The organism is Amycolatopsis sp. cmx-8-4 (genome assembly GCF_046548675.1).
In the GTDB taxonomy this organism is placed as follows: Bacteria; Actinomycetota; Actinomycetes; order Mycobacteriales; family Pseudonocardiaceae; genus Amycolatopsis.
Window position 1 is genome coordinate 1 of sequence record NZ_JAEBDZ010000025.1, and the last position, 18,749, is coordinate 18,749.

The following is an 18,749-nucleotide window of genomic DNA, read 5'->3' on the forward strand; positions in this document are numbered from 1 at the left end:
GCAATGCCTTGGTGGGTCCGGACAACGGCGCGGCGGGACGCAGGCGGTGGATCCGCACTCGCAGGTAGTCGGCGATCACGTGCGCGTCGCCGGGGTCGGATTTCGCGCCGGAGAGAACCTCGGCCTCGCGCCAGGACTTGATCGCGGTGGGTTTGACCGGCAGCACCGGGTATCCGGCCTCCAGCAGTGTGTCGAGCAGGCGGCCGTCCGGGCGTTCGATCGCGACGGGGATCTGCTCGGGCTGGGCGAGCTTGCCCAGCCGGGTGGCCAGCCGACTGAATCCGGCGGCGGTGTGGTCGATGGTGAACGCGGAGATTTTCCGGCCGGTCTGGTCGAGTACGCACACGGCGTGCTCGGTGGCGGCCCAGTCGATCCCGACGAAGAACAACGGCTTGTCATGTTGCGGCAACGATGTCACCTTCCCACTCGCGATTACGGGCAGGGGTCAGGCGCTGGCGAGGGGACCGAGGGCGCAGTGGTCACTAACCGGCGCTCTGGGGCGCGTCCCTTTGTCATCGCTTCACGGTTCCGGGGAAGCCGGGGGCGGCAGTGTCATGCAGGCCCACGAAGGGCTACCGCACCAGGCCGTCACCCCGGCTTCCGCCTGATTCCTACCACAAGCCCCATCCAAGGACTCGCAGAGAAGAGGGTGCACTAGTGACCGCGGTCGACGTGCTCGCCGAACCGGACTGGCTGGCCCGGGAGGCGGCGCACGCCGACCGGGTGCGCCGGTGGACGGTCCCGCACCAGGACCGCAAGTCCCGAGGTGAGAAGCACCCGGTGCTGGACTTCCTGTTCACCTACTACTCGCACCGGCCGGGCCACCTCGAACGTTGGCAGCCGGGCCCTGGCGTCGCGCTCGCCGGGCCCGCGGCGCGGCGCTTCCTCGACCGGAAGGGCTACGTCGAGACGAGCGATGGCGTCGTCCTCGACCCGGCCGGGTTCACCGAGCGCAAGGCGCAGACGGCGGAGTTTGTGCTCGGCCTGCTCAGCGCGACAGCGTCCCGCGCGCCCCGGCTGAGCTGCTTCGGGCTGCACGAGTGGGCGATGGTCTACCGCGAGCCGGCGGATTCCGTGCGCCACGACCAGGTCCCGCTGCGGCTCGGGTCGACGGGCACCGACGCGGTCGTCGAGTCGCTGGACATCCGCTGCGGGCACTTCGACGCGTTCCGGTTCTTCACCCCGCCGGCGCGGCCCCGCAACGAGCTGGAGCCGACGCGGGCGACGCAGGTCACCCTCGAGCAGCCGGGCTGCCTGCACGCGAACATGGACTTGTTCAAATGGGCGTACAAGCTCGACCCGTACGTCCCCTCAGAGCTCGTCGCCGACTGTTTCGAGCTCGCGGCCGAGATCCGGGAGCTGGACATGCGGGCGAGCCCGTACGACCTCGCGGCTCTCGGCTACCCGCCCGTGCGGATCGAGACCGCCGAGGGGCGGGCCGAGTACGCTCGCGCGCAGGCCGGGTTCGCCCGCCGTTCGGCACCCTTGCGTGCTCGCCTGATCGCGCACTGCCATAGCCTGGTCAGCCCAGCTGGGCGGCCTCCGCGAGCGTGACACAACTGTGAGTTAGATTATTCCCGGCCCGTTGCTCACCTGTTAGGGTGATAACGGTTTGATTGCATAGCAGCGCGTGCTTGACGTGCTCTTTAGGCCGAAAGGATGACGATGGGGCGACACGCCCGGCCCGACGAGCCGGTGCCACACCCGCTGGACCGCGCCGGGGCGAAGCGTGCCCCCGCCGAGGGTCCGGGTGCCGTCCCGCAGCGTCCGAACCCGGCCGAAGCCCCCGCGTCCCGACGGACCGGGCGCGGCGAGCCGGCCGGTGCCGCCCGGCCGGGCCGGCGCGGCAGCACGAGCGCCCCCCGAGCCGCCGGCCCCACCGAAACCACCACCGTCATCCCGGCCACCGGCGCCACCCCTGTTCCCTCCCCGGCCTCCGGCCAGAGCGAAGATTCCGGGTGGTTCCGCAAGCCGACCGAGGATTCCGGGGCGTTCCGGACCGCCGCGCGGACCGAGGCCCCTGGAGCCCCGCGCGCTCCCCGCCGCGGCGAGAACACCGGCGCTTTCCGCAGTGAAACCCCCGAGCCGCCGCGTCCCCCCGGCCGCGGCGAGGATTCGGGCCGGTTCCGCACTGCCACCCGCCGCGGCAAGAACAGCGGCACCTCCCCCGCTCCCGACGGAACGGAAGCGCCCGGGCCCCCCGGTGCCACCCGTCGCGGCGAGGATTCCGGCATGTTCCGCGCCGCCGCCCGTCGCGGAAAGAACAGCGGCACCTTCCCGGCCCCCGACGAAACGAACGCGCCCGAGGCCCCAGGCGCCACCCGCCGAGGCGAGGACTCCGGCATGTTCCGCGCCGCCCGCCGCGGGGAAAACACCGGTTCCTTCCGCGCCACCGGCCGGTCCGAGACCACCGGCACCTCCCGCGTCCCCGGCCGGAGCGAGAGCACCGGCCCGCACCGGAGTGACGACACCGGCTCCCACCGGACCGCCGCCCGGAGCGAGGACACCGGCACCCAGCGGACCCTCGGCAAGATCGCCGAGGCGACCGGCTCGCACCGCATCGTCGGCAAGAAGGCCCCGCGTCGCAAGATCGCGGGCTGGCCGATCGCCTGTCTCGTGCTCGCCGCCCTCATCGGGCTCGGCATCGTCGGCTGGAACTGGGCCGACAGCGAGCTCAACAGCCGCGCCGAGGCCCAGGCCGCCAGCTGCTCCAGCGGCACGTCGCACATGCGCGTGATCGTCACCCCGAGCGTGCAGAAGCCCCTGGCCGCCGCGGCCGACCGCTGGAACCAGGCCGCCACCGTCGTCCACGGCCAGTGCGTGAACGTGACGATCGAGGCCAAGCCCTCGGCGCGGGTGCTCGACGCGCTGGTCGGCCGGGCCAACCTGGACTCGATCGGCGGGCTCCCCACCGCGTGGCTGCCCGAGTCGACGTACTGGATCAGCGAGCTGACCACCAAGAAGCCCGAGATGATCGGCTCCCCCGCCCAGTCGGTCGCCACCGCGCGGTCGGCGGACTACCCGTTCGTCGGGCTGACCGGGCCGGGCATCGACGACACCCTGCTGCGCGCGGCCCAGACGTTCCGCGAGTACCTCGAGCAGCCCGCCCAGCAGGCCGACTTCACCGCCGCCGGGATCAAGACCGCCTGATCCTCAGGCCGGGCCGACGCGCGTGCCGTTGTCGAGCTCGGCCAGCACGGCCAGGTCGTCGTCGGCCAGCTCGAAGTCGAACACCCCGAAGTGCTCCCGGGTCCGGGTCGTGGTGGCCGAAGCCGCCACCGCGACCGTGCCGCCCTCCAGGTGCCACCGCAGGACGATCTGGGCCGGGGTCTTGCCGTACTTCGCCGCCAGCGCGGTGACCGTCTCGTCGGACAGCAGCGCGCTGTTCGCGGCCGGGCTCGACGCGACGGTCAGGATGCCGTGCGCGTCGTGGAACTCCCGCAGCGGCAGCTGCTGCAGCCACGGGTGCAGCTCGACCAGGTTGACCGCGGGGACGGTGCCGGTGGCGTCGATCAGCCGGCGCAGCTCGGCCGCGCTGAACCCCGCCACGCCGATCGCGCGGGCCCGGCCGTCGGCGCGCAGCCTCGACAGCGCGCGCCAGGTGTCGGTGAACGCGCCGTTCGTGCCGGCCACCAGGATCAGGTCGACGCGGTCGGCCTGCAGACCGGCCAGCACCTGGTCGGCCGCGCGGCGGGCGGCGTCGTACCCCTGCACGGGGACCTTGACGCTGACGAACACGTCCTCGCGCGGCACGTCCGACGCGGCGAGGACCGCGCCCACGGCCTCCTCGGTGCCCGGTGCGGTGTCGATGCCGCGGTAGCCGGTGTCGAGGGCGATGCGGACGGCGCGGCCGGTCTCGGAGGCGCTCAGGCCGGTGACGCCGAACAGCAGCTGGGGGATGCGGACTCCGTCGGACAGGGCTAGCGAAGGCGGAACGGCCATCAACCGGTGATCCTCACTTCGGGTGCTGCGCGGGGATCTCCATCATTCCACCCGGGTCGCCCGCTCGCGCAGGTACGCGGCCGTCGCCGGGTCGGCCGGGAAGAACGACTCGATCACCAGTTCCGCCACGGTGACGTCCAGCGGGGTGCCGAACGTGGCGACCGTGCTGAAGAACGTCAGGTCGGTGCCCTCGTGGCGGAAGACCAGCGGCACGAAGATGTCACCCGGTCCGGGGACCTCCACCTCGGGCACCGGCTGGTCGCAGGGGTAGCCGCGCAGCTCGGCCAGCAGGTCGGCGAGGCCGGTGTCCGCGGTCTGGCCGACCTGGCGCCGCAGCCGGCCGAGCAGGTGGGCGCGCCACTCTCCCAGGTTCCGGATGTGCGGCGCCATGCCCCGCGGGTGCAGGGTCGCACGCAGCACGTTGGCCGTCAGCTCGGGCGCCAGCCCGGCGACGAACAGGCCGGTGGCGGCGTTGGCGTCGACGAGGTTCCAGTTCCGGTCCACGACGGCGGCCGGGTACGGCTCGTGCCCCGCGAGCAGCTGCCGCACGGCCTGGCGGACGGCGGTCATCTCGGGATCCCCCAGCGCGCTCTCGGTGTAGGCGGGCGCGAACCCGGCGGCGAGCAGCAGCCGGTTGCGGTCCCGCAGCGGCACGTCGAGGTGCTCCCCGAGCCGCAGCACCATGTCCCGGCTCGGCCGCGACCGCCCGGTCTCCACGAAGCTGAGGTGGCGGGTGGAGATGTCGGCGGAGATCGCCAGGTCGAGCTGGCTGATCCGCCGCCGGTCGCGCCATTCCCGCAACAGCTCACCCACCGGCCGCTGCCGCGCGGCCGCCTGCACCGAAGTCGTCACGGGACCGACGCTACGACGATCACCGCGGCGCTGCCATTACTTCGGGGGTAATGCGCTGCGGTAAAGGCCGTGCCGGTGCGGGAGTCGCCTGCCGCGATCGGTTCACGACCGCCGGTTCCGCTCGCCCTGGCCGACGACATCCGAGTCGTCGCGCGCCTCGTCCGACACCCCTCCGTGGCACGGGGTGGTCGGTCTGCGCCGGGCGGCCGCCATGGCATTACCTCGCGCGTAATCGACGCGCCGCCGCCCGGGCGCCACAGTGGATCTCAGCGACGGACGACGACAACCCGTTGTCCCCCAACGAAAGGGAGCATCCCATGACCGACGTGCGGACCATTGTGGAGCAGTACATCGCCGTGTGGAACGAGACCGACGCGGACAAGCGGCGGGCGCTCATCGCCGACGTCTTCACCGAGAGCGCCGGCTACACCGATCCGCTCGGCGCCGTCCGGGGACACGACGGGATCGACCACTTCGTGGCCGGGGCGCAGGCGCAGTTCGGCGGGCTCACCTTCAGCCTGCCCGCCGAACCCGACGCCCACCACGACCTCGCCCGGTTCCAGTGGTACCTCGGCACCCCCGGCGCCGAGCCGGTCGCGATCGGGTTCGACGTCGTGGAACTCGAAGACGGCAAGATCGCCGACGTCCACGGCTTCCTCGACAAGATGCCCGGCTGAACGCGCAAAAGGGCGGGCTCCCCCGCGAGGAGGAGCCCGCCCCGGCCCGGCTCAGCTCTTGAGCGCGCCCCGCCAGCGGACGGTCGGGCGCAGCTTGTCCATGTTCACGCGGTGCTTGTTGGCCCCGACGATGTCGAACATCGACTCGATGAGCGTGTCCGACAGCAGGTGCGGCTCCAGGCCGAGACCGACCAGGCCGGTGTGCTTGACGTTGTAGTAGTGCTCCGGGGCCTCGGTCCGCGGGTTCTCCAGCTGCTCGATCTGCACCGGGCCGGGGAACCGCTCGGCGACGAGGTCGGCGATGGCGGCGACCGACATGCTCTCGGTCATCTGGTTGAAGACGCGGAACTCGCCCGCCTCGGCCGGGTTCTCCACGGCGAGCCGGATGCACTCCACGGTGTCGCGGATGTCGATCAGGCCGCGGGTCTGGGCGCCCTTGCCGTACACCGTCAGCGGCTGCCCCAGCACCGCCTGGATGACGAACCGGTTGAGCACCGTGCCGAACACGGCGTCGTAGTCGAAGCGAGTGGCCAGGCGCGGGTCCAGCGCGGTCTGCGGGGTCCGCTGGCCGTACACGACGCCCTGGTTAAGGTCCGTGGCCCGCAGCCCCCAGGCGCGGCACGTGAACTCGATGTTGTGCGAGTCGTGGACCTTGGTCAGGTGGTAGAACGAACCGGGCCGTTTCGGGAACAGCACGCGGTCCTTGCGGCCGTTGTGCTCGAGGTCGAGCCAGCCTTCTTCGATGTCGACGTTCGGCGTGCCGTATTCACCCATCGTGCCCAGTTTGACCAAGTGGATCGACGGGTCGATTTCGGCGATCGCGTACAGCAGATTCAGGTTGCCGACCACATTGTTGTGCTGCGTGTACACCGCGTGCTCGCGGTCGATCATCGAATAGGGCGCGGACCGCTGCTCGGCGTAGTGCACGACGGCGTCGGGCGCGAAGTCGCGGACGGCGTCGAAGAGGAAGTCCGCGTCGAGCAGGTCACCTTCGTAGCTGGTGATGCGCCGTCCGGACACCTCCTCCCACGCGGCGATCCGGTCCGGGAGCGTCTCGATCGGGACCAGGCTTTCGACACCGAGCTCGACGTCGTAGCCACGGCGGGCCATATTGTCGAGAACGGCCACCTCGTGGCCTTTGTCCGATAAGTGCAACGCGGTGGGCCAGCCCAGATAACCGTCACCGCCGAGAACCAGCACTCGCATTGTGCCGCCTTTCCTGCTCGTTTACGCGGCAAGCATGCTGATTCCACTCAGTAGCAGAGGCTTGCAAGAACCCGACGCTATCGATCACGTGCTGATGAGCACCTGGCAATGAGCTGTGAATCTCCTATGCATAGGGGGGTCGGACGGCGGCGCGCGCGACCCGCGGGGAGGATGGGGGCATGACGACCGTAACCGGCGATGTGCGCCAGCGCACAGCGGAGACACCGACGCGACGCCGGGGCTGGGCCCGGCTGGGCCGCGCCGCGGTGACGTCGGTCGCCGCCACGGTCCTCAGCCAGGTCGTCCTGCTCGCCGTGCTCGCCACCGGCGGCGTGCCGGTGCTGGCCAGCACGCTCGCCTGGGCCGCCGGCGCGGTGCTGAACTTCGTCGTCACCCGCCGCTGGGTGTGGGGCCGCACCGGACGCCCCCGCGTGCGCCGCGAGCTGCTGCCCTACCTCGGCGTGATCGGCCTGGGCGGCCTCGCCTCGGTCGGCCTGACCACGCTCGCCGGCTCGCTGCTGACCCCGCTGAACCTGCCGCACGTGTGGTGGGTCGTACTGGTCGACGGCGCGTACGTCGCCAGCTACGCGCTGGTGTTCGTCGTGAAGTTCACGCTGCTCGACCGGCTCGTGTTCGGCCGCGACGCAGCTCGAACGGCCGCCACCGCGTCCGCGTCGTAACCGGCGGGTCGGTCCGGTCCCCCGCACCAACCCCGTGTCGTCCCCCTGATCACGCGTGTCGACCCTGCGATCACGCGCGTCGTCCGTCGGAGTACGCATGTCGTCCGGCCGGCACCGTGATCAGAACGCCGACACTCGTGATCAGAGTGCCGACACGCGTGATTGAACGGACGACACGCGTGCCTGGGCGGACGACACGCCGTGGGCCGAACACCGTTCGACCGCGACGTAGCCAACGGCTACGCGTTCGTGCCCACCCCGCTCGACAGGCCCGTCTTCCGGCCGCGGCGCAGGACGTAGCCCCGCCACCACGTCCCCGTCATGACCCTCGCGTAGTTGGCGCCGTAGACGACGCTGCCGCCCTTCTTGCTCTTGCCCGCCTTGCGCAGCCGCATGCTCATCGGCAGCTCCACGACCCGTGAGCCGCGCGCGGTCACGCCCAGCAGGAGTTCCGACGACTGGTACTGCGGCTCGTTGAGCGGGACCGAACAGGCCAGGTCGGCGCGCATCGCCCGGAAGCCGAACGACGTGTCCGTGATCCGACGGCGGGTCAGCACCGACGCCAGCACCGCGAACACCCGGACGCCGAGCCAGCGGACGCGGCTGTCCGCTTCCTCGTGGCCCAGGCGGCGGGAGCCGGTGACGAAGTCCGCCGTGCCGTCGACGACCGGGCCGACCAGGGCCTCGAGCTCGCTGTTGTCGTACTGGCCGTCGGCGTCGGTGGTCACGATGTACTCGGCGCTGGACTCCGCCGCGAGGTGGTAGCCGAGGCGCAGCGCGGCGCCCTGGCCGCGGTTGCGCGGTGCGACGCAGACGTACGCGCCGTGGTCCTCGGCGATGGCGGCCGTGTCGTCCGTGCCGCCGTCGACGACGACGAGCACGTCCACCGGCCGGCCCAGGCACTCGTCCGGCATCCTCTCCAGCACCCCGCCGATACCGCCGGCCTCGTTGTAGGCGGCGATGACCACGACCAGTGACGACAGCCGCAGGTCGGGGTGGCGGCCGCGGAAGCCGTCGAGCGCGCCCGTGTCGACGTCGTCGGGGAAGGCGGCCAGGCGCTTCCGGCTGGCCGAAGTCAGAGTCGTGAAGCCGAGCGCGCCCGCGACGGGCAGCAGCACGAGCGCCGGGATCTGGTAGCGCCACGAGAACTGGAACACGGCCGAGGCGAACAACAGGACCAGCCCGCTCGTCGACGCCAGCAGCGCGCCTGCCCGCGCCGCGTCCAGCGGCCGTTTCCGCCGGACGACCGTCAGCAGCCCGAGGAGCGCGCCGATGCCGAGCACCGCACCCGGGACGTAGCCGCCGTTCAGCTGGTAGTCGCGCAGGAAAGCGGCCAGTGGATCGTCGACGCTCGCGACGACGCCGTCGTTCTGCTGCGTGACCAGGTCGATCAGGGACTGGTCGGCCCACTGCGGATAGGTGAGCTGGAACTGCCAGCGGTCGAGCGGGACGTCGGTCGGGTCCTGCTCGCGGGTCCAGGCGAAGCTCTTGGCGAAGTCGTTCAGCATCGCGCCCGCGACGTCGCCGGGCTGGGCCTCGAGCACCTCGATCGCGAACTGGTGCGCGAGCGCCGCCTTGTCCGCGCCGGGCGGCAGCGGGCCGGGCCAGTTCGGGTCGAGGTCGGCGTGCGTGTAGTTGTCCACGAGCCGCGTCTCGCGCGGTTCGGCGGGGCAGAACACCTGCAGTTCGGGCGCCAGGTGCAGGTTCGCGCAGTCGGCGACGGCGGCGGCGCGGCCGTAGAGCATGTTCCCCGACGGCCCGGTCAGGCCCCACTTGCCGGTCTCGGCGTGCACCCGCGCGGAGTACGGCAGGATGACGACGAGGATGCCCAGCAGGCCCACGCCCGCGCGGCGCCAACCGGCCCAGTGCCGCCACGCGCCCCCGGCGGCGACCAGGTAGATCAGCAGCGGCAGGGCCAGCGAGATCCCGATCAGCCGCACCAGCACGGCGAACCCGACGAGCAGGCCGGCGATCCCGGCGCGCTGCCAGCCGGGGGCACCGCGGCCGAGCAGCACCCACAGCAGCCCGAGCAGCACCGCCTCGAAGACGACCTCGGACATGATGTTCTGCTCGATCTGCAGCTGGTAGGCGTCGAGCAGCACCGGGGCCGCGGCGAGCGCGCCGACCCACGGGCGGCCACCGAGGCGCAGCACCAGGGCGTAGACACCGATCGCGATCAGCAGGCCGCCGACGTGCTGCACCGCCGCGACCCACGCCAGGCCGCCGACCGCCAGCAGCGGGCGCAGCACCAGGTCGTAGCCGATCGGGTCGAGCTGGTCGGCGCGCAGTGCGTGCAGGTTGTCGATGTAGCGGAACGAGTCGATGTAGAGCAGGGCCGGCCGGTAGGCGAGCCAGGTGAGCACCCGCAGGACGATCGCGGGGAGCAGCAGCAGGAGCAGGAGCCAGTGGCGGCGGAGGAAACCGGACACGCCCGCGGTCACTCCGTCGCGTTCGGACGCTCGAGACCGGAGAAGTACTTCCACGCCGTGGCGAGCCCGTCGGTCAGCGACGTCGACGGCCGGTAGCCGATCGTCTCCGCGCTCCCCGAGACGTCGACGACCACCGCGGGCATCTCCCCCGCCGGCGCCTCGATGTGCTCCACCGGCAGCTCGGCGCCGGTCACCTCGCACACGGCTTCGACCATCTCCAGCACCGAAACCGACTTCCCGGCGCCGACGATCGCGGTGCCGGAGTAGCCGCTGCCGACGGCGAGCGTGATGGCGTTGACGACGTCGTCGACGTGCACGAGGTCGCGCCGCTGCTGCCCGTCGCCGTAGACGCGGACGCCGGTGCCGGTCAGCGCCGCGCGCATCATCCGCGGCACGAAACTGTCCTTGTGGGACATTCCCGGACCGTAGACGTTGGTGAACCGCAAGGCACACGTCTTCATCCCGTACGCGCCCGCGTAGCCGGACAGCAGCATTTCGCACGCCGCCTTGGTGGCGCCGTAGGGCGTCAGCGGCCGCGGCGGCAGGTCCGGCGTGATGGTCGCGCCGCCGACGTTGCCGATCACCGCGTTCGTCGACGCGAGCACGAAGCTCGGCACTTCGAGGCGCCGGGCCAGCTCCAGCAGTTCCTGCGTCACGAGGACGTTGTCGGCGAAGGTCTGCTCCGGCAGTTCGACCGAACGCAGCACGGAAGTCAGCGCGGCGAGGTGCACGATGGCCGCCGTTTCCGACGTCACGGCCTCTTCGCGGACGGCGGCGTCGAGCAGCTCGCCGGTGACCACGCGGACGCCGGCCGGCTCGTCGGGGAACGGGACCCGGTCGACGACGGTCACCGGAACGCCTCGCTCGCGGAAGGCACGCACGACGGCGCGGCCGATGAAGCCGCTGCCCCCGGTCACGACCACGGACGTCCGATCCGGACCACTGCCACTCGCCATGGCGCCAACCTACCTCCCGCCCCTGTGAGGCCGGCGCAAGCCCGGACCTAGGCGAACGCCTCCGGCGGCGGGCACGAGCAGACCAGGTTCCGGTCGCCCGCGGCGCCGTCGATGCGGCGGACCGGCGGCCAGATCTTCGCGCCGCCGGTGCCGGCCGGGAACACCGCCGTCTCGCGGCTGTAGGGGCGATCCCACTCGCCCGTGACGCAGCGCGCGGTGTGCGGCGCGTGCCGCAGCGGTGAGTCCGCCAGGGCCCACTCCCCCGCCGCGACGCGGTCGATCTCGCCGCGGATCGCGATCATCGCCGCGCAGAAGCGGTCCAGCTCGGCGAGGTTCTCGCTCTCGGTCGGCTCCACCATGAGCGTGCCCGGGACGGGGAACGACATCGTCGGCGCGTGGAGCCCGTAGTCCGCCAGCCGCTTGGCGACGTCGTCGACCGTGACCCCGGTGGCCTTCGTCAGCGGGCGCAGGTCGAGGACGCACTCGTGGGCGACGAGTCCTTCGTGGCCGGCGTAGAGCACCGGGTAGTGCTCGCCGAGCCGCCGCGCGACGTAGTTGGCGTTCGCCACGGCCACCAGCGTCGCCCGGCGCAAGCCTTCGGCGCCCATCATCCGGACGTAGGCCCACGAGATCGGCAGGATCGACGCGCTGCCCCACGGCGCCGCGCTGACCGGGCCGACGCCGGTCGCCGGGCCGGCCGCGGGCTGCAGCGGGTGGTTCGGCAGGAACGGCGCGAGGTGCGCGCGGACGCCGATCGGGCCGACCCCCGGCCCGCCGCCGCCGTGCGGGATGCAGAACGTCTTGTGCAGGTTGAGGTGTGAGACGTCGGCGCCGAACCGGCCGTACTGCGCCACGCCGATGAGGGCGTTGAGGTTGGCGCCGTCGACGTACACCTGGCCGCCCGCGTCGTGCACCAGCGCGCAGACCTCGCCGACGGTGTCCTCGTAGACCCCGTGCGTCGACGGGTAGGTGATCATGATCGCCGCGAGGTCGGCCCGGTGCTCGTCCACTGTGGACCGCAGGTGCGCGAGGTCGATGTCGCCGCCGTCGTCGCACCGGACGACGACCACGCGCATGCCCGCCATCACGGCGCTCGCCGCGTTGGTGCCGTGCGCGCTGGCCGGGATCAGGCAGACGTCGCGCTCGCCCTCGCCGCGCGAGCGGTGGTGGGCGCGGATGGCCAGCAGCCCGGCGAACTCGCCCTGGCTGCCGGCGTTGGGCTGGAGGGAAACCGTTGCGTAGCCGGTGATCCGGGCCAGCCAGGCTTCGAGGTCCGCGATGACCGCGAGCAGGCCGGCCGCGTCCTCGGCCGGGGCGAACGGGTGCAGCCCGGCGAACTCCGGCCAGGTGACGGGCTCCATCTCCGCCGCGGCGTTGAGCTTCATCGTGCAGGAGCCGAGCGGGATCATGCTGCGGTCGAGCGCGACGTCCTTGTCCGACAGCTCCCGCAGGTAGCGCAGCAACGCGGTTTCGGAGCGGTGGGCGTGGAACACCGGGTGGGTGAGGAATCCGCTCGTGCGCCGCAGCGGCACCGGGAGCGCGTCCGCCGTGTCCTCGTCCAGGCCGTCCACATCGGACACCGAGACGCCGAAGGCCTTCCACACCAGCGAAAGCCGTTCGCGGGTGGTCGTCTCGTCGCAGGCGACGCCGACGTGGTCGTCGTCGATCCGCCGCAGGTTCACGCCGAGGTCGCGGGCCGCCGCGACGACCGCGGCCGCGCGGCCCGGTACCGCCGCGGTGATGGTGTCGAAGAACTCGCCGTGCACGACCTCGACGCCGCCCTCGCAGAGGCCGGCCGCGAGCACGGTCGCCATCCGGTGGGCCCGCAGCGCGATCTTCCGCAGGCCGTCGGGGCCGTGGTGGACCGCGTACATCGAGGCCATCACCGCCAGCAGGACCTGCGCGGTGCAGATGTTCGACGTCGCCTTCTCGCGGCGGATGTGCTGTTCGCGGGTCTGCAGCGCCAGCCGGTACGCGGGCGCGCCGTCGGCGTCCTTCGAGACGCCCACCAGCCGGCCGGGCAGCTGCCGCTCCAAGCCCCGGCGGACCGCCAGATACGCCGCGTGCGGGCCGCCGAAGCCCATCGGGACGCCGAACCGCTGGGTCGAGCCGATCGCGACGTCGGCGCCGAGTTCGCCGGGCGGCCGCAGCAGCGTCAGGGACAGGGGATCCGCGGCGATGATCACCGCAGCGCCGTGCTTCTTCGCGTCGGCGATGGTGAAGTCGAACTCGCGGACCGCGCCGGACGCGCCCGGGCACGACAGCAGGACGCCGAAGTAGTCGCCGCCGAGGCCGAGGCCGGTCAGCCCCTGGGACAGGTCTTCGACGACCAGCTCGATGCCCAGCGGCTCGGCGCGGGTGCGGAGCACGGCCAGGGTCTGCGGCAGGGTGTCCTCGTCGACGACGAACCGGTTCGACGCCGACTTGCCGGCGCGGCGCACGAGGGTCATCGCTTCGGCGGCCGCGGTGGCCTCGTCGAGCAGGGACGCGTTCGCGACGGGCAGGCCGGTCAGGTCGGCGACCATGGTCTGGAAGTTGAGAAGCGCTTCGAGCCGGCCTTGCGAGATCTCCGGCTGGTAGGGCGTGTACGCGGTGTACCAGGCCGGGTTCTCGAGCACGTTGCGGCGGATCACCGGCGGGGTCACGGTGTCGTGGTAGCCGAGGCCGATCATCTGGGCCATCGGCCGGTTCCGCGCGGCCAGCGCCCGCAGTTCGGCGAGCGCCTGGGCTTCGGTGGCGGGCGCCGGCAGGTCGAGGGGCGCGGCGGACGCGCGCAGCGACCCGGGCACGGCCCGCTCGGCGAGTTCGTCGAGCGAGGCGACGCCGATGACGTCGAGAATCGTGCGGAGTTCCGCCGGACCGGGCCCGATGTGCCGGTCGGCGAAGGGAAAGCCCTGTTCCAGGGAGGCGAGTGACGGCTGCACGATGGCCTCCTGCGAACGGCGGCGTCTTGGCCCACTTAACCGGATGCCACGGGCGAAGACGACCACGGCGGGGGTCCGGGGGCGGAGCCCGCCGGGCGGGGTGTGGGGTTGCACCCCACAAAAACCAGGAAGGCGACGGGCGAGCCTGCGAGCCCTGAGCCGGACCCCAGGGTGCCTGAGAGGTTCCGGGGAGGACTTGCTCCTTCGGCGCCGGACTCGAGGTTGTGGTCCGGACTCTCCCGCGCGGTTTCGTCGACTGCGTGGATCACCTTACTCCGGCTGCCGCGGAGATGATCACCCGGTACGGCGGGCGTTGCGGCGCTGGGTCAGCTCGTCCGGCTCGTGCGCTTCGACGATGCCGCCGTCGGCACGTTCGGCCGGGAACTCGTGGATGGTGCCGCTGATTTCCTGCATCGCGCCGCTGACCGCGATGCCGAACACGCCCTGGCCGCCCTGGAGCAGATCGACGATCTCCTCCGGCGACGTGCATTCGTAGACCGTGGTGCCGTCGGAGAACAGCGTGACCTTGGCGAGGTCACGGACCCCGCGGACGGACAGGTGGTCGACCGCGACCCGGATGTTCTGCAGCGAGACCCCGGTGTCCAGCAGCCGCTTGACCACCTTCAGGACCAGGATGTCCTTGAACGAGTACAGCCGCTGGGAGCCGGAGCCGTGCGCGGTGCGGATGCTGGGCGCGATCAGTTTCGTGCGAGCCCAGTAGTCGAGCTGACGGTAGGTGATCCCGGCGATCTGGCACGCGGCCGGACCCCGGTAGCCGACGAGCTCGTCAGGCAGCGAGTCGTCGGGGAACAGTTCACCCTGCTCACCAGCCGCGACCTGAACAGGCTGCTTCTCGGAACCAGCCTCGACCACGCAAGCCTCCCCTCGCCCGACCAGGCGGCCGGCGAATGACAGCCGGACAGGACCCAGAACGGGTCCCACCGGAGATCAACCGCCACGATCCGGCCCCAGACCGTGAATCACATCGTGGCGATTTACCTCCTCCGACGGTAAGCGCCCAGGCAAGGCCGGTCAACGCGACGCGCGGCAAGCCTCAACGGTCGGATGAGCGTTTGAGCCGTTCGCCGTACCCCGGAGGCAGTGGTTCAAACCTCCTGGACACTTTTACTCAGTCGTGTTAATTTTTACTCATGCAAGTAAACACCGAACTCATGGCCGAGCTGGGCCTCAGCGTGACCGAGGCCGCCCGCCGCGCGCAGATCCTCGGCGCGACGATCGGCGTCATCAACGACCTCGGCTACCGCAAGGCCACGTTCGCCAAGATCCGCGAACGCGCCGGGCTGAGCAGCACCCGGATGATCTCCTACCACTTCACCAACAAGGCCGGGCTGATGCAGGCGGTGCTCAGCACGGTCGTCGAGACGAAGGCCGAGTTCCTCAAGGAGCGCACCGGCGGCGACCTGGACCCGGCCGACCGCGCCGGCTACCTGCGGGCGCACATCGAGACGTCGATCGCGTTCCTGCGGGCCTACCCGGACTGCGTGCGGGTGCTGACGGAGATGGCCGCCAACACCGACGACGCCGAGGGCTGGGTGATGACGAAGGTCCTGGTCGACGACCTGCGGGTGCACGGCCTGGCCCGCCAGCTCAAACAGGGCCAGGCCGAGGGCACGTTCGGCGCGTTCACGCCGGAGGTGATGGCGATGTCGATCGCCCAGGCGATCGACGGCGTGGCGGCGGCCTACGCGGCCGACCCCGCGCTGGACCTGGAGCTCTACGGCCGCGAGGTCGCGGACACGTTCGTCAAGGCCACCGCACCCTGAGCGGCGAGAGCCCGGTCGAGGCGCTCTTCGAGCCGGGCCTTCGGCTGCGCGCCCACGACGGTCAGGACGGGCTCACCGGCGCGGAACAGGATCATCGTCGGCAGTGACATCACCTGGTACGCCCGGGTCGTCTCCGGGTTCTCGTCCGAGTTGATCTTGCGTACCGACAGCGCGCCGGCGCGCTCGCGGGCCAGCTCGGCCAGCACCGGCGCGATCATCCGGCACGGCGGACACCAGGTGGCCCAGAACTCGACCAGCACCGGGACGTCACCGCCGAGCACCTCGGCGGTGAACGTCGTATCCGTGACTTCGGCGACTTCGGCGACTTCGGGGATTTCGGACATGACTGAGCTCCTTCAGAGACGTTCGGGGACGACGCACGGATCGGGGGCGCAGCCGGGGTCCTGCCTGGCCAGCGCGTCGGCGAGCTTCCCGGCGAGGTCCGCGCGGATCGCGCCGAGGCGGGCGAGGACGGCGTCGGCCTCCGCGAGCTTGCGCCGGTACATCTCGATCGAGCTCGGGCAGGCGTCGCCGGTCTCGTGGCCGCTGCGCAGGCAGTCGACGAACGGCCGGGTCTCGTCGAGGGACAGGCCGACGGTCTGCAGCTTCAGGATCTCCGTGACCAGCTGGAGGTCGTCCTCGTCGTACTCGCGGTAGCCGTTGGCCGCGCGACGGGCCGCGAGGAGGCCCTGGTCCTCGTAAAAGCGAAGCGCACGGGTAGTGGTACCCGTGCGCTTGGCCAGCTCTCCGATCCGCATGCCCCGACGGTAGACGTTGACGTCGGCGTCAAGGCAAGCCGCGGCACCCGTTACGTGTCGGCGCCGCGGAAGTCTTCCGGGGAGACCGAGTCGAGGAACTCGCGGAACTTCTCGACCTCGTCCTCCTGCTCGTCCGGGATGATCAGGCCGGCCTCTTCCAGCACCGCGTCCACGGCGTGGATGGGGACGCCGATCCGCAGGGCCAGCGCGACCGAGTCGCTCGGCCGGGCGGACACCCGGATGTCACCGTCGAACACGAGCTCGGCGAAGAACGTGCCTTCCTTGAGGTCGGTGATCACGACCTGCTCCAGCTCGCGGCCCAACGCCCCGATGACCTCTTTGAGCAGGTCATGGGTGAGCGGGCGGGCGGGGCGGACCCCTTGCTGCTCCAACGCGATGGCGGTCGCTTCGACCGAGCCGATCCAGATCGGCAGGTACCGTTCGCCCTCGGTCTCCCGCAGCAACAAGATCGGCTGATTCGCGGGCAGCTCGACCCGCACACCGACGACGCGCATTTCGCTCATCGGGCTTCGCCTCCCTCTCGTGCACACGGGCTTCAGCGCTGGAACCGCCTCGCGCCGTTCACCACCGACGCTACCCGTCATCCGTGCGCTGTGCTCGCTGTCGGACACTCTCGGCTCGCCTACCGCAAACCGTTGTTCTCACGGTACGGCATGAGGTGCCGAACATTCAGTCATTGACATGGGACCGCAAAGAGGATCTCACCGTCCCGTTACGCCTCAACAACCCGTGGCGCCACGGATCCCGGCCTTCACGAGGAGCGTGTGCAGGGTTACCGACAGCGCCGCGAGCTCTCGCACCACCTCGTCGGCCCGTGCTTTGGCCTCCGGGTCACGATGCCGGTACACCGGGGTCACGATCTGCTCCAGCAAGCCGACCTCGCGGTCGGCCGCGGCGCGGAAGGCGCGCAGGTGTCTCGGCTCGATACCGAATTCGGTCATCGCCTTCACCGTGCGCGCGACCAGCACCGCGTCGGGGTCGAAGAACCCCGCGGGACCGGACCGGACCAGGCTGTACTGCTGCAGCTCGGCCAGCTCCGCCGCGTCGATGCCGGCTTGCTCCAGGAGCTCCTCCTGGGTCAGGCGCAGCTCCCGGCCGGCGGCGAAGTCGTCCGCCACCGGCAGGCCGACGTTGTCGGCGACCCCGTCGATCGGCACCAGGCGGCGCGGTGGGCGCGGCATGGCCGCGGCGGGCTCGGCACCCGAGTCCGCCGCGTCCAGCTGCTCCTTGATGACCTTCAACGGGAGGTAGTGATCCCGCTGGGCGGCCAGGACGAACTTGAGCCGCTCCACGTCCGCCGCGGCGAACTGCCGGTAACCCGAGGGCGTCCGGCCCGGTTGGACCAGGCCTTCCGCCTCGAGGAACCGGATCTTGGAGATGGTGACGTCGGGGAAGTCGTGGCGCAGCTGCGCCAGTACCGCCCCGATGCTCAACCCGTCCCGTTGTGGCCGCCCGGCCGCCGTCACTGCGCCCCCTGGCCCCCGTGCCCCGGGCCGGTCAGGAAGACCAGGCGGAACTTCCCGATCTGGACCTCGTCGCCGCCGGCGAGAACGGCCTGGTCGACCGGCTCGCGGTTGACGTAGGTGCCGTTGAGGCTGCCGACGTCGATGACGACGAACTCCCCGCCCTCACGGCGGAACTCGGCGTGCCGCCGCGAGACCGTGACGTCGTCCAGGAAGATGTCGCTGTCCGGGTGGCGCCCGGCGCTGGTGGTGTCGCGGTCGAGCAGGAAGCGCGAGCCCGCGTTCGGGCCCCGCTTCACGACCAGTAGAGCCGAACCCGCGGGCAGGGCGTCGACGCCCTGGACCGGGGCTTCGGCGGCCGGGGCGGGCTCGTGGCCTTCGGCTTCGGCCAGGAAGTCGGCCCGGAAGACAGAGGTCCGCTCCGGAGACTGCTCCGGGGGAACGCCGCCCGGCCCGTCGTTCGTGCTCACCTGAGCTCTCCTCCACACATGCTGTGTTACCAGTACTTCAAGAACGTGTAGCTGCCAACCTACCGTGCCTGATCGCTTCTCCGGGCCCCGGTACCGGCGAACCGTGAGCAGATCGCTCCCATCGGCCGGATTCCGAGGTCGGACGGGGTTTCAGCCCTTGATCAAAGCGCCGTACGCCTCGGCTTCGAGCAGCGCTTCGAGCGCCGCGGGGTCCTCGAGCCGGATCTCGATCAGCCAGCCCTCGCCGTAGGGGTCGCTGTTGATCAGCTCGGGCGAGTCGGCGACGGCGTTGTTGACGGCGACGATCTCGCCGTCGACCGGCGCGAACAGCTCCGAGACGCTCTTGGTCGACTCGACCTCGCCGAAGACGTCGCCCGCGCCGACGTGGCGGCCGGCCTCGGGCAGGTCGACGAACACGACGTCGCCGAGCTGGTCCTGCGCGTACTCGGTGATGCCGATCCGGACGAGGGTGTCCTCGCCGCGGGTCGCGACCCACTCGTGTTCCTCGGTGTAGCGAAGCTCTTCAGGAACGGACACCGCCGGTCCCCTTTCATGCCCTCACTGGCGAAATGTGCTGGGCGAAGTCT

The 18,749-nt window shown here is 71.3% G+C and carries 19 protein-coding genes and 1 riboswitch; of the genes, 5 read left to right on the top strand and 14 right to left on the bottom strand.

The window, feature by feature from the left end:
• Window positions 1-409 (bottom strand): IS110 family transposase (locus tag ACLJQZ_RS37185; RefSeq protein WP_410625011.1); only part of this gene is annotated, 409 nt, incomplete at its 3' end.
• A gap of 248 nt (window positions 410-657) precedes the next feature.
• Between ACLJQZ_RS37185 and ACLJQZ_RS37190 the strand changes: the two genes are divergently transcribed.
• Complete coding sequence (locus ACLJQZ_RS37190; protein ID WP_410625012.1) at window positions 658-1,554, top strand: 3-methyladenine DNA glycosylase; 897 nt, start codon at window positions 658-660, stop codon at window positions 1,552-1,554.
• Between the two features lie 678 nt (window positions 1,555-2,232).
• Entirely contained in the window at window positions 2,233-3,150 is a 918-nt protein-coding gene (locus tag ACLJQZ_RS37195; RefSeq protein ID WP_410625014.1) for a hypothetical protein, read from the top strand.
• Window positions 3,151-3,153: 3 nt separating this feature from the next.
• Here ACLJQZ_RS37195 and ACLJQZ_RS37200 read toward each other — a convergent pair whose 3' ends face one another.
• On the bottom strand, window positions 3,154-3,942 hold the full coding sequence (locus ACLJQZ_RS37200) for an aldo/keto reductase (RefSeq protein WP_410625016.1): 789 nt from the start codon (window positions 3,940-3,942) through the stop codon (window positions 3,154-3,156).
• Window positions 3,943-3,984: 42 nt separating this feature from the next.
• The gene (locus ACLJQZ_RS37205) at window positions 3,985-4,794 is read right to left on the bottom strand and encodes a helix-turn-helix domain-containing protein (protein WP_410625018.1); all 810 of its coding nucleotides are present in this window, start codon (window positions 4,792-4,794) and stop codon (window positions 3,985-3,987) included.
• Between the two features lie 317 nt (window positions 4,795-5,111).
• Here ACLJQZ_RS37205 and ACLJQZ_RS37210 point away from each other — a divergent pair, with 317 nt between their 5' ends.
• On the top strand, window positions 5,112-5,471 hold the full coding sequence (locus ACLJQZ_RS37210) for a nuclear transport factor 2 family protein (RefSeq protein ID WP_410625020.1): 360 nt from the start codon (window positions 5,112-5,114) through the stop codon (window positions 5,469-5,471).
• Window positions 5,472-5,522: 51 nt separating this feature from the next.
• Here ACLJQZ_RS37210 and ACLJQZ_RS37215 read toward each other — a convergent pair whose 3' ends face one another.
• The gene (locus tag ACLJQZ_RS37215; RefSeq protein ID WP_247051964.1) at window positions 5,523-6,677 is read right to left on the bottom strand and encodes an NAD-dependent epimerase/dehydratase family protein; all 1,155 of its coding nucleotides are present in this window, start codon (window positions 6,675-6,677) and stop codon (window positions 5,523-5,525) included.
• Window positions 6,678-6,856: 179 nt separating this feature from the next.
• Between ACLJQZ_RS37215 and ACLJQZ_RS37220 the strand changes: the two genes are divergently transcribed.
• Entirely contained in the window at window positions 6,857-7,357 is a 501-nt protein-coding gene (locus ACLJQZ_RS37220; protein WP_410625022.1) for a GtrA family protein, read from the top strand.
• 239 nt (window positions 7,358-7,596) lie between these two features.
• Here the strand turns inward: ACLJQZ_RS37220 and ACLJQZ_RS37225 are convergent, their stop codons facing one another.
• The 4 genes from ACLJQZ_RS37225 to ACLJQZ_RS37240 all read right to left on the bottom strand — a co-directional run bounded on the left by ACLJQZ_RS37225 (window position 7,597) and on the right by ACLJQZ_RS37240 (window position 14,539).
• A complete protein-coding gene (locus ACLJQZ_RS37225; RefSeq protein ID WP_410625024.1) occupies window positions 7,597-9,786 on the bottom strand; it encodes a glycosyltransferase in 2,190 nt (729 codons plus the stop codon).
• Window positions 9,787-9,794: 8 nt separating this feature from the next.
• Window positions 9,795-10,742 carry an NAD-dependent epimerase/dehydratase family protein gene (locus ACLJQZ_RS37230; RefSeq protein ID WP_410625026.1) on the bottom strand — a complete coding sequence of 316 codons (948 nt, stop codon included), beginning with the start codon at window positions 10,740-10,742 and terminating at the stop codon, window positions 9,795-9,797.
• Between the two features lie 47 nt (window positions 10,743-10,789).
• On the bottom strand, window positions 10,790-13,666 hold the full coding sequence (gcvP, locus tag ACLJQZ_RS37235; RefSeq protein ID WP_410625027.1) for an aminomethyl-transferring glycine dehydrogenase: 2,877 nt from the start codon (window positions 13,664-13,666) through the stop codon (window positions 10,790-10,792).
• Between the two features lie 159 nt (window positions 13,667-13,825).
• Window positions 13,826-13,918, bottom strand: a riboswitch (glycine riboswitch).
• 42 nt (window positions 13,919-13,960) lie between these two features.
• On the bottom strand, window positions 13,961-14,539 hold the full coding sequence (locus ACLJQZ_RS37240; protein WP_328454885.1) for a MerR family transcriptional regulator: 579 nt from the start codon (window positions 14,537-14,539) through the stop codon (window positions 13,961-13,963).
• Between the two features lie 278 nt (window positions 14,540-14,817).
• On the opposite strand from ACLJQZ_RS37240, the gene ACLJQZ_RS37245 reads away from it, so the two are divergent.
• Entirely contained in the window at window positions 14,818-15,450 is a 633-nt protein-coding gene (locus ACLJQZ_RS37245) for a TetR/AcrR family transcriptional regulator (RefSeq protein ID WP_410625029.1), read from the top strand.
• Here the strand turns inward: ACLJQZ_RS37245 and trxA are convergent.
• The 6 genes from trxA to gcvH form a co-directional block, all read right to left on the bottom strand.
• On the bottom strand, window positions 15,402-15,794 hold the full coding sequence (trxA, locus tag ACLJQZ_RS37250) for a thioredoxin (RefSeq protein ID WP_410625031.1): 393 nt from the start codon (window positions 15,792-15,794) through the stop codon (window positions 15,402-15,404). The genes ACLJQZ_RS37245 and trxA overlap by 49 nt on opposite strands.
• A gap of 12 nt (window positions 15,795-15,806) precedes the next feature.
• Entirely contained in the window at window positions 15,807-16,208 is a 402-nt protein-coding gene (locus ACLJQZ_RS37255) for a MerR family transcriptional regulator (protein WP_328648267.1), read from the bottom strand.
• A 50-nt stretch (window positions 16,209-16,258) separates the two neighbouring features.
• Entirely contained in the window at window positions 16,259-16,732 is a 474-nt protein-coding gene (locus ACLJQZ_RS37260) for a bifunctional nuclease family protein (RefSeq protein WP_009078856.1), read from the bottom strand.
• Between the two features lie 216 nt (window positions 16,733-16,948).
• On the bottom strand, window positions 16,949-17,695 hold the full coding sequence (locus ACLJQZ_RS37265) for a MerR family transcriptional regulator (RefSeq protein WP_410625034.1): 747 nt from the start codon (window positions 17,693-17,695) through the stop codon (window positions 16,949-16,951).
• A complete protein-coding gene (gene garA / locus ACLJQZ_RS37270) occupies window positions 17,692-18,162 on the bottom strand; it encodes a glycogen accumulation regulator GarA (RefSeq protein ID WP_247051972.1) in 471 nt (156 codons plus the stop codon). Before garA ends, ACLJQZ_RS37265 begins: the two co-directional genes overlap by 4 nt.
• Window positions 18,163-18,312: 150 nt before the next feature.
• Entirely contained in the window at window positions 18,313-18,699 is a 387-nt protein-coding gene (gene gcvH, locus ACLJQZ_RS37275; RefSeq protein ID WP_410625036.1) for a glycine cleavage system protein GcvH, read from the bottom strand.
• Between the last annotated feature and the right edge of the window lie 50 nt (window positions 18,700-18,749).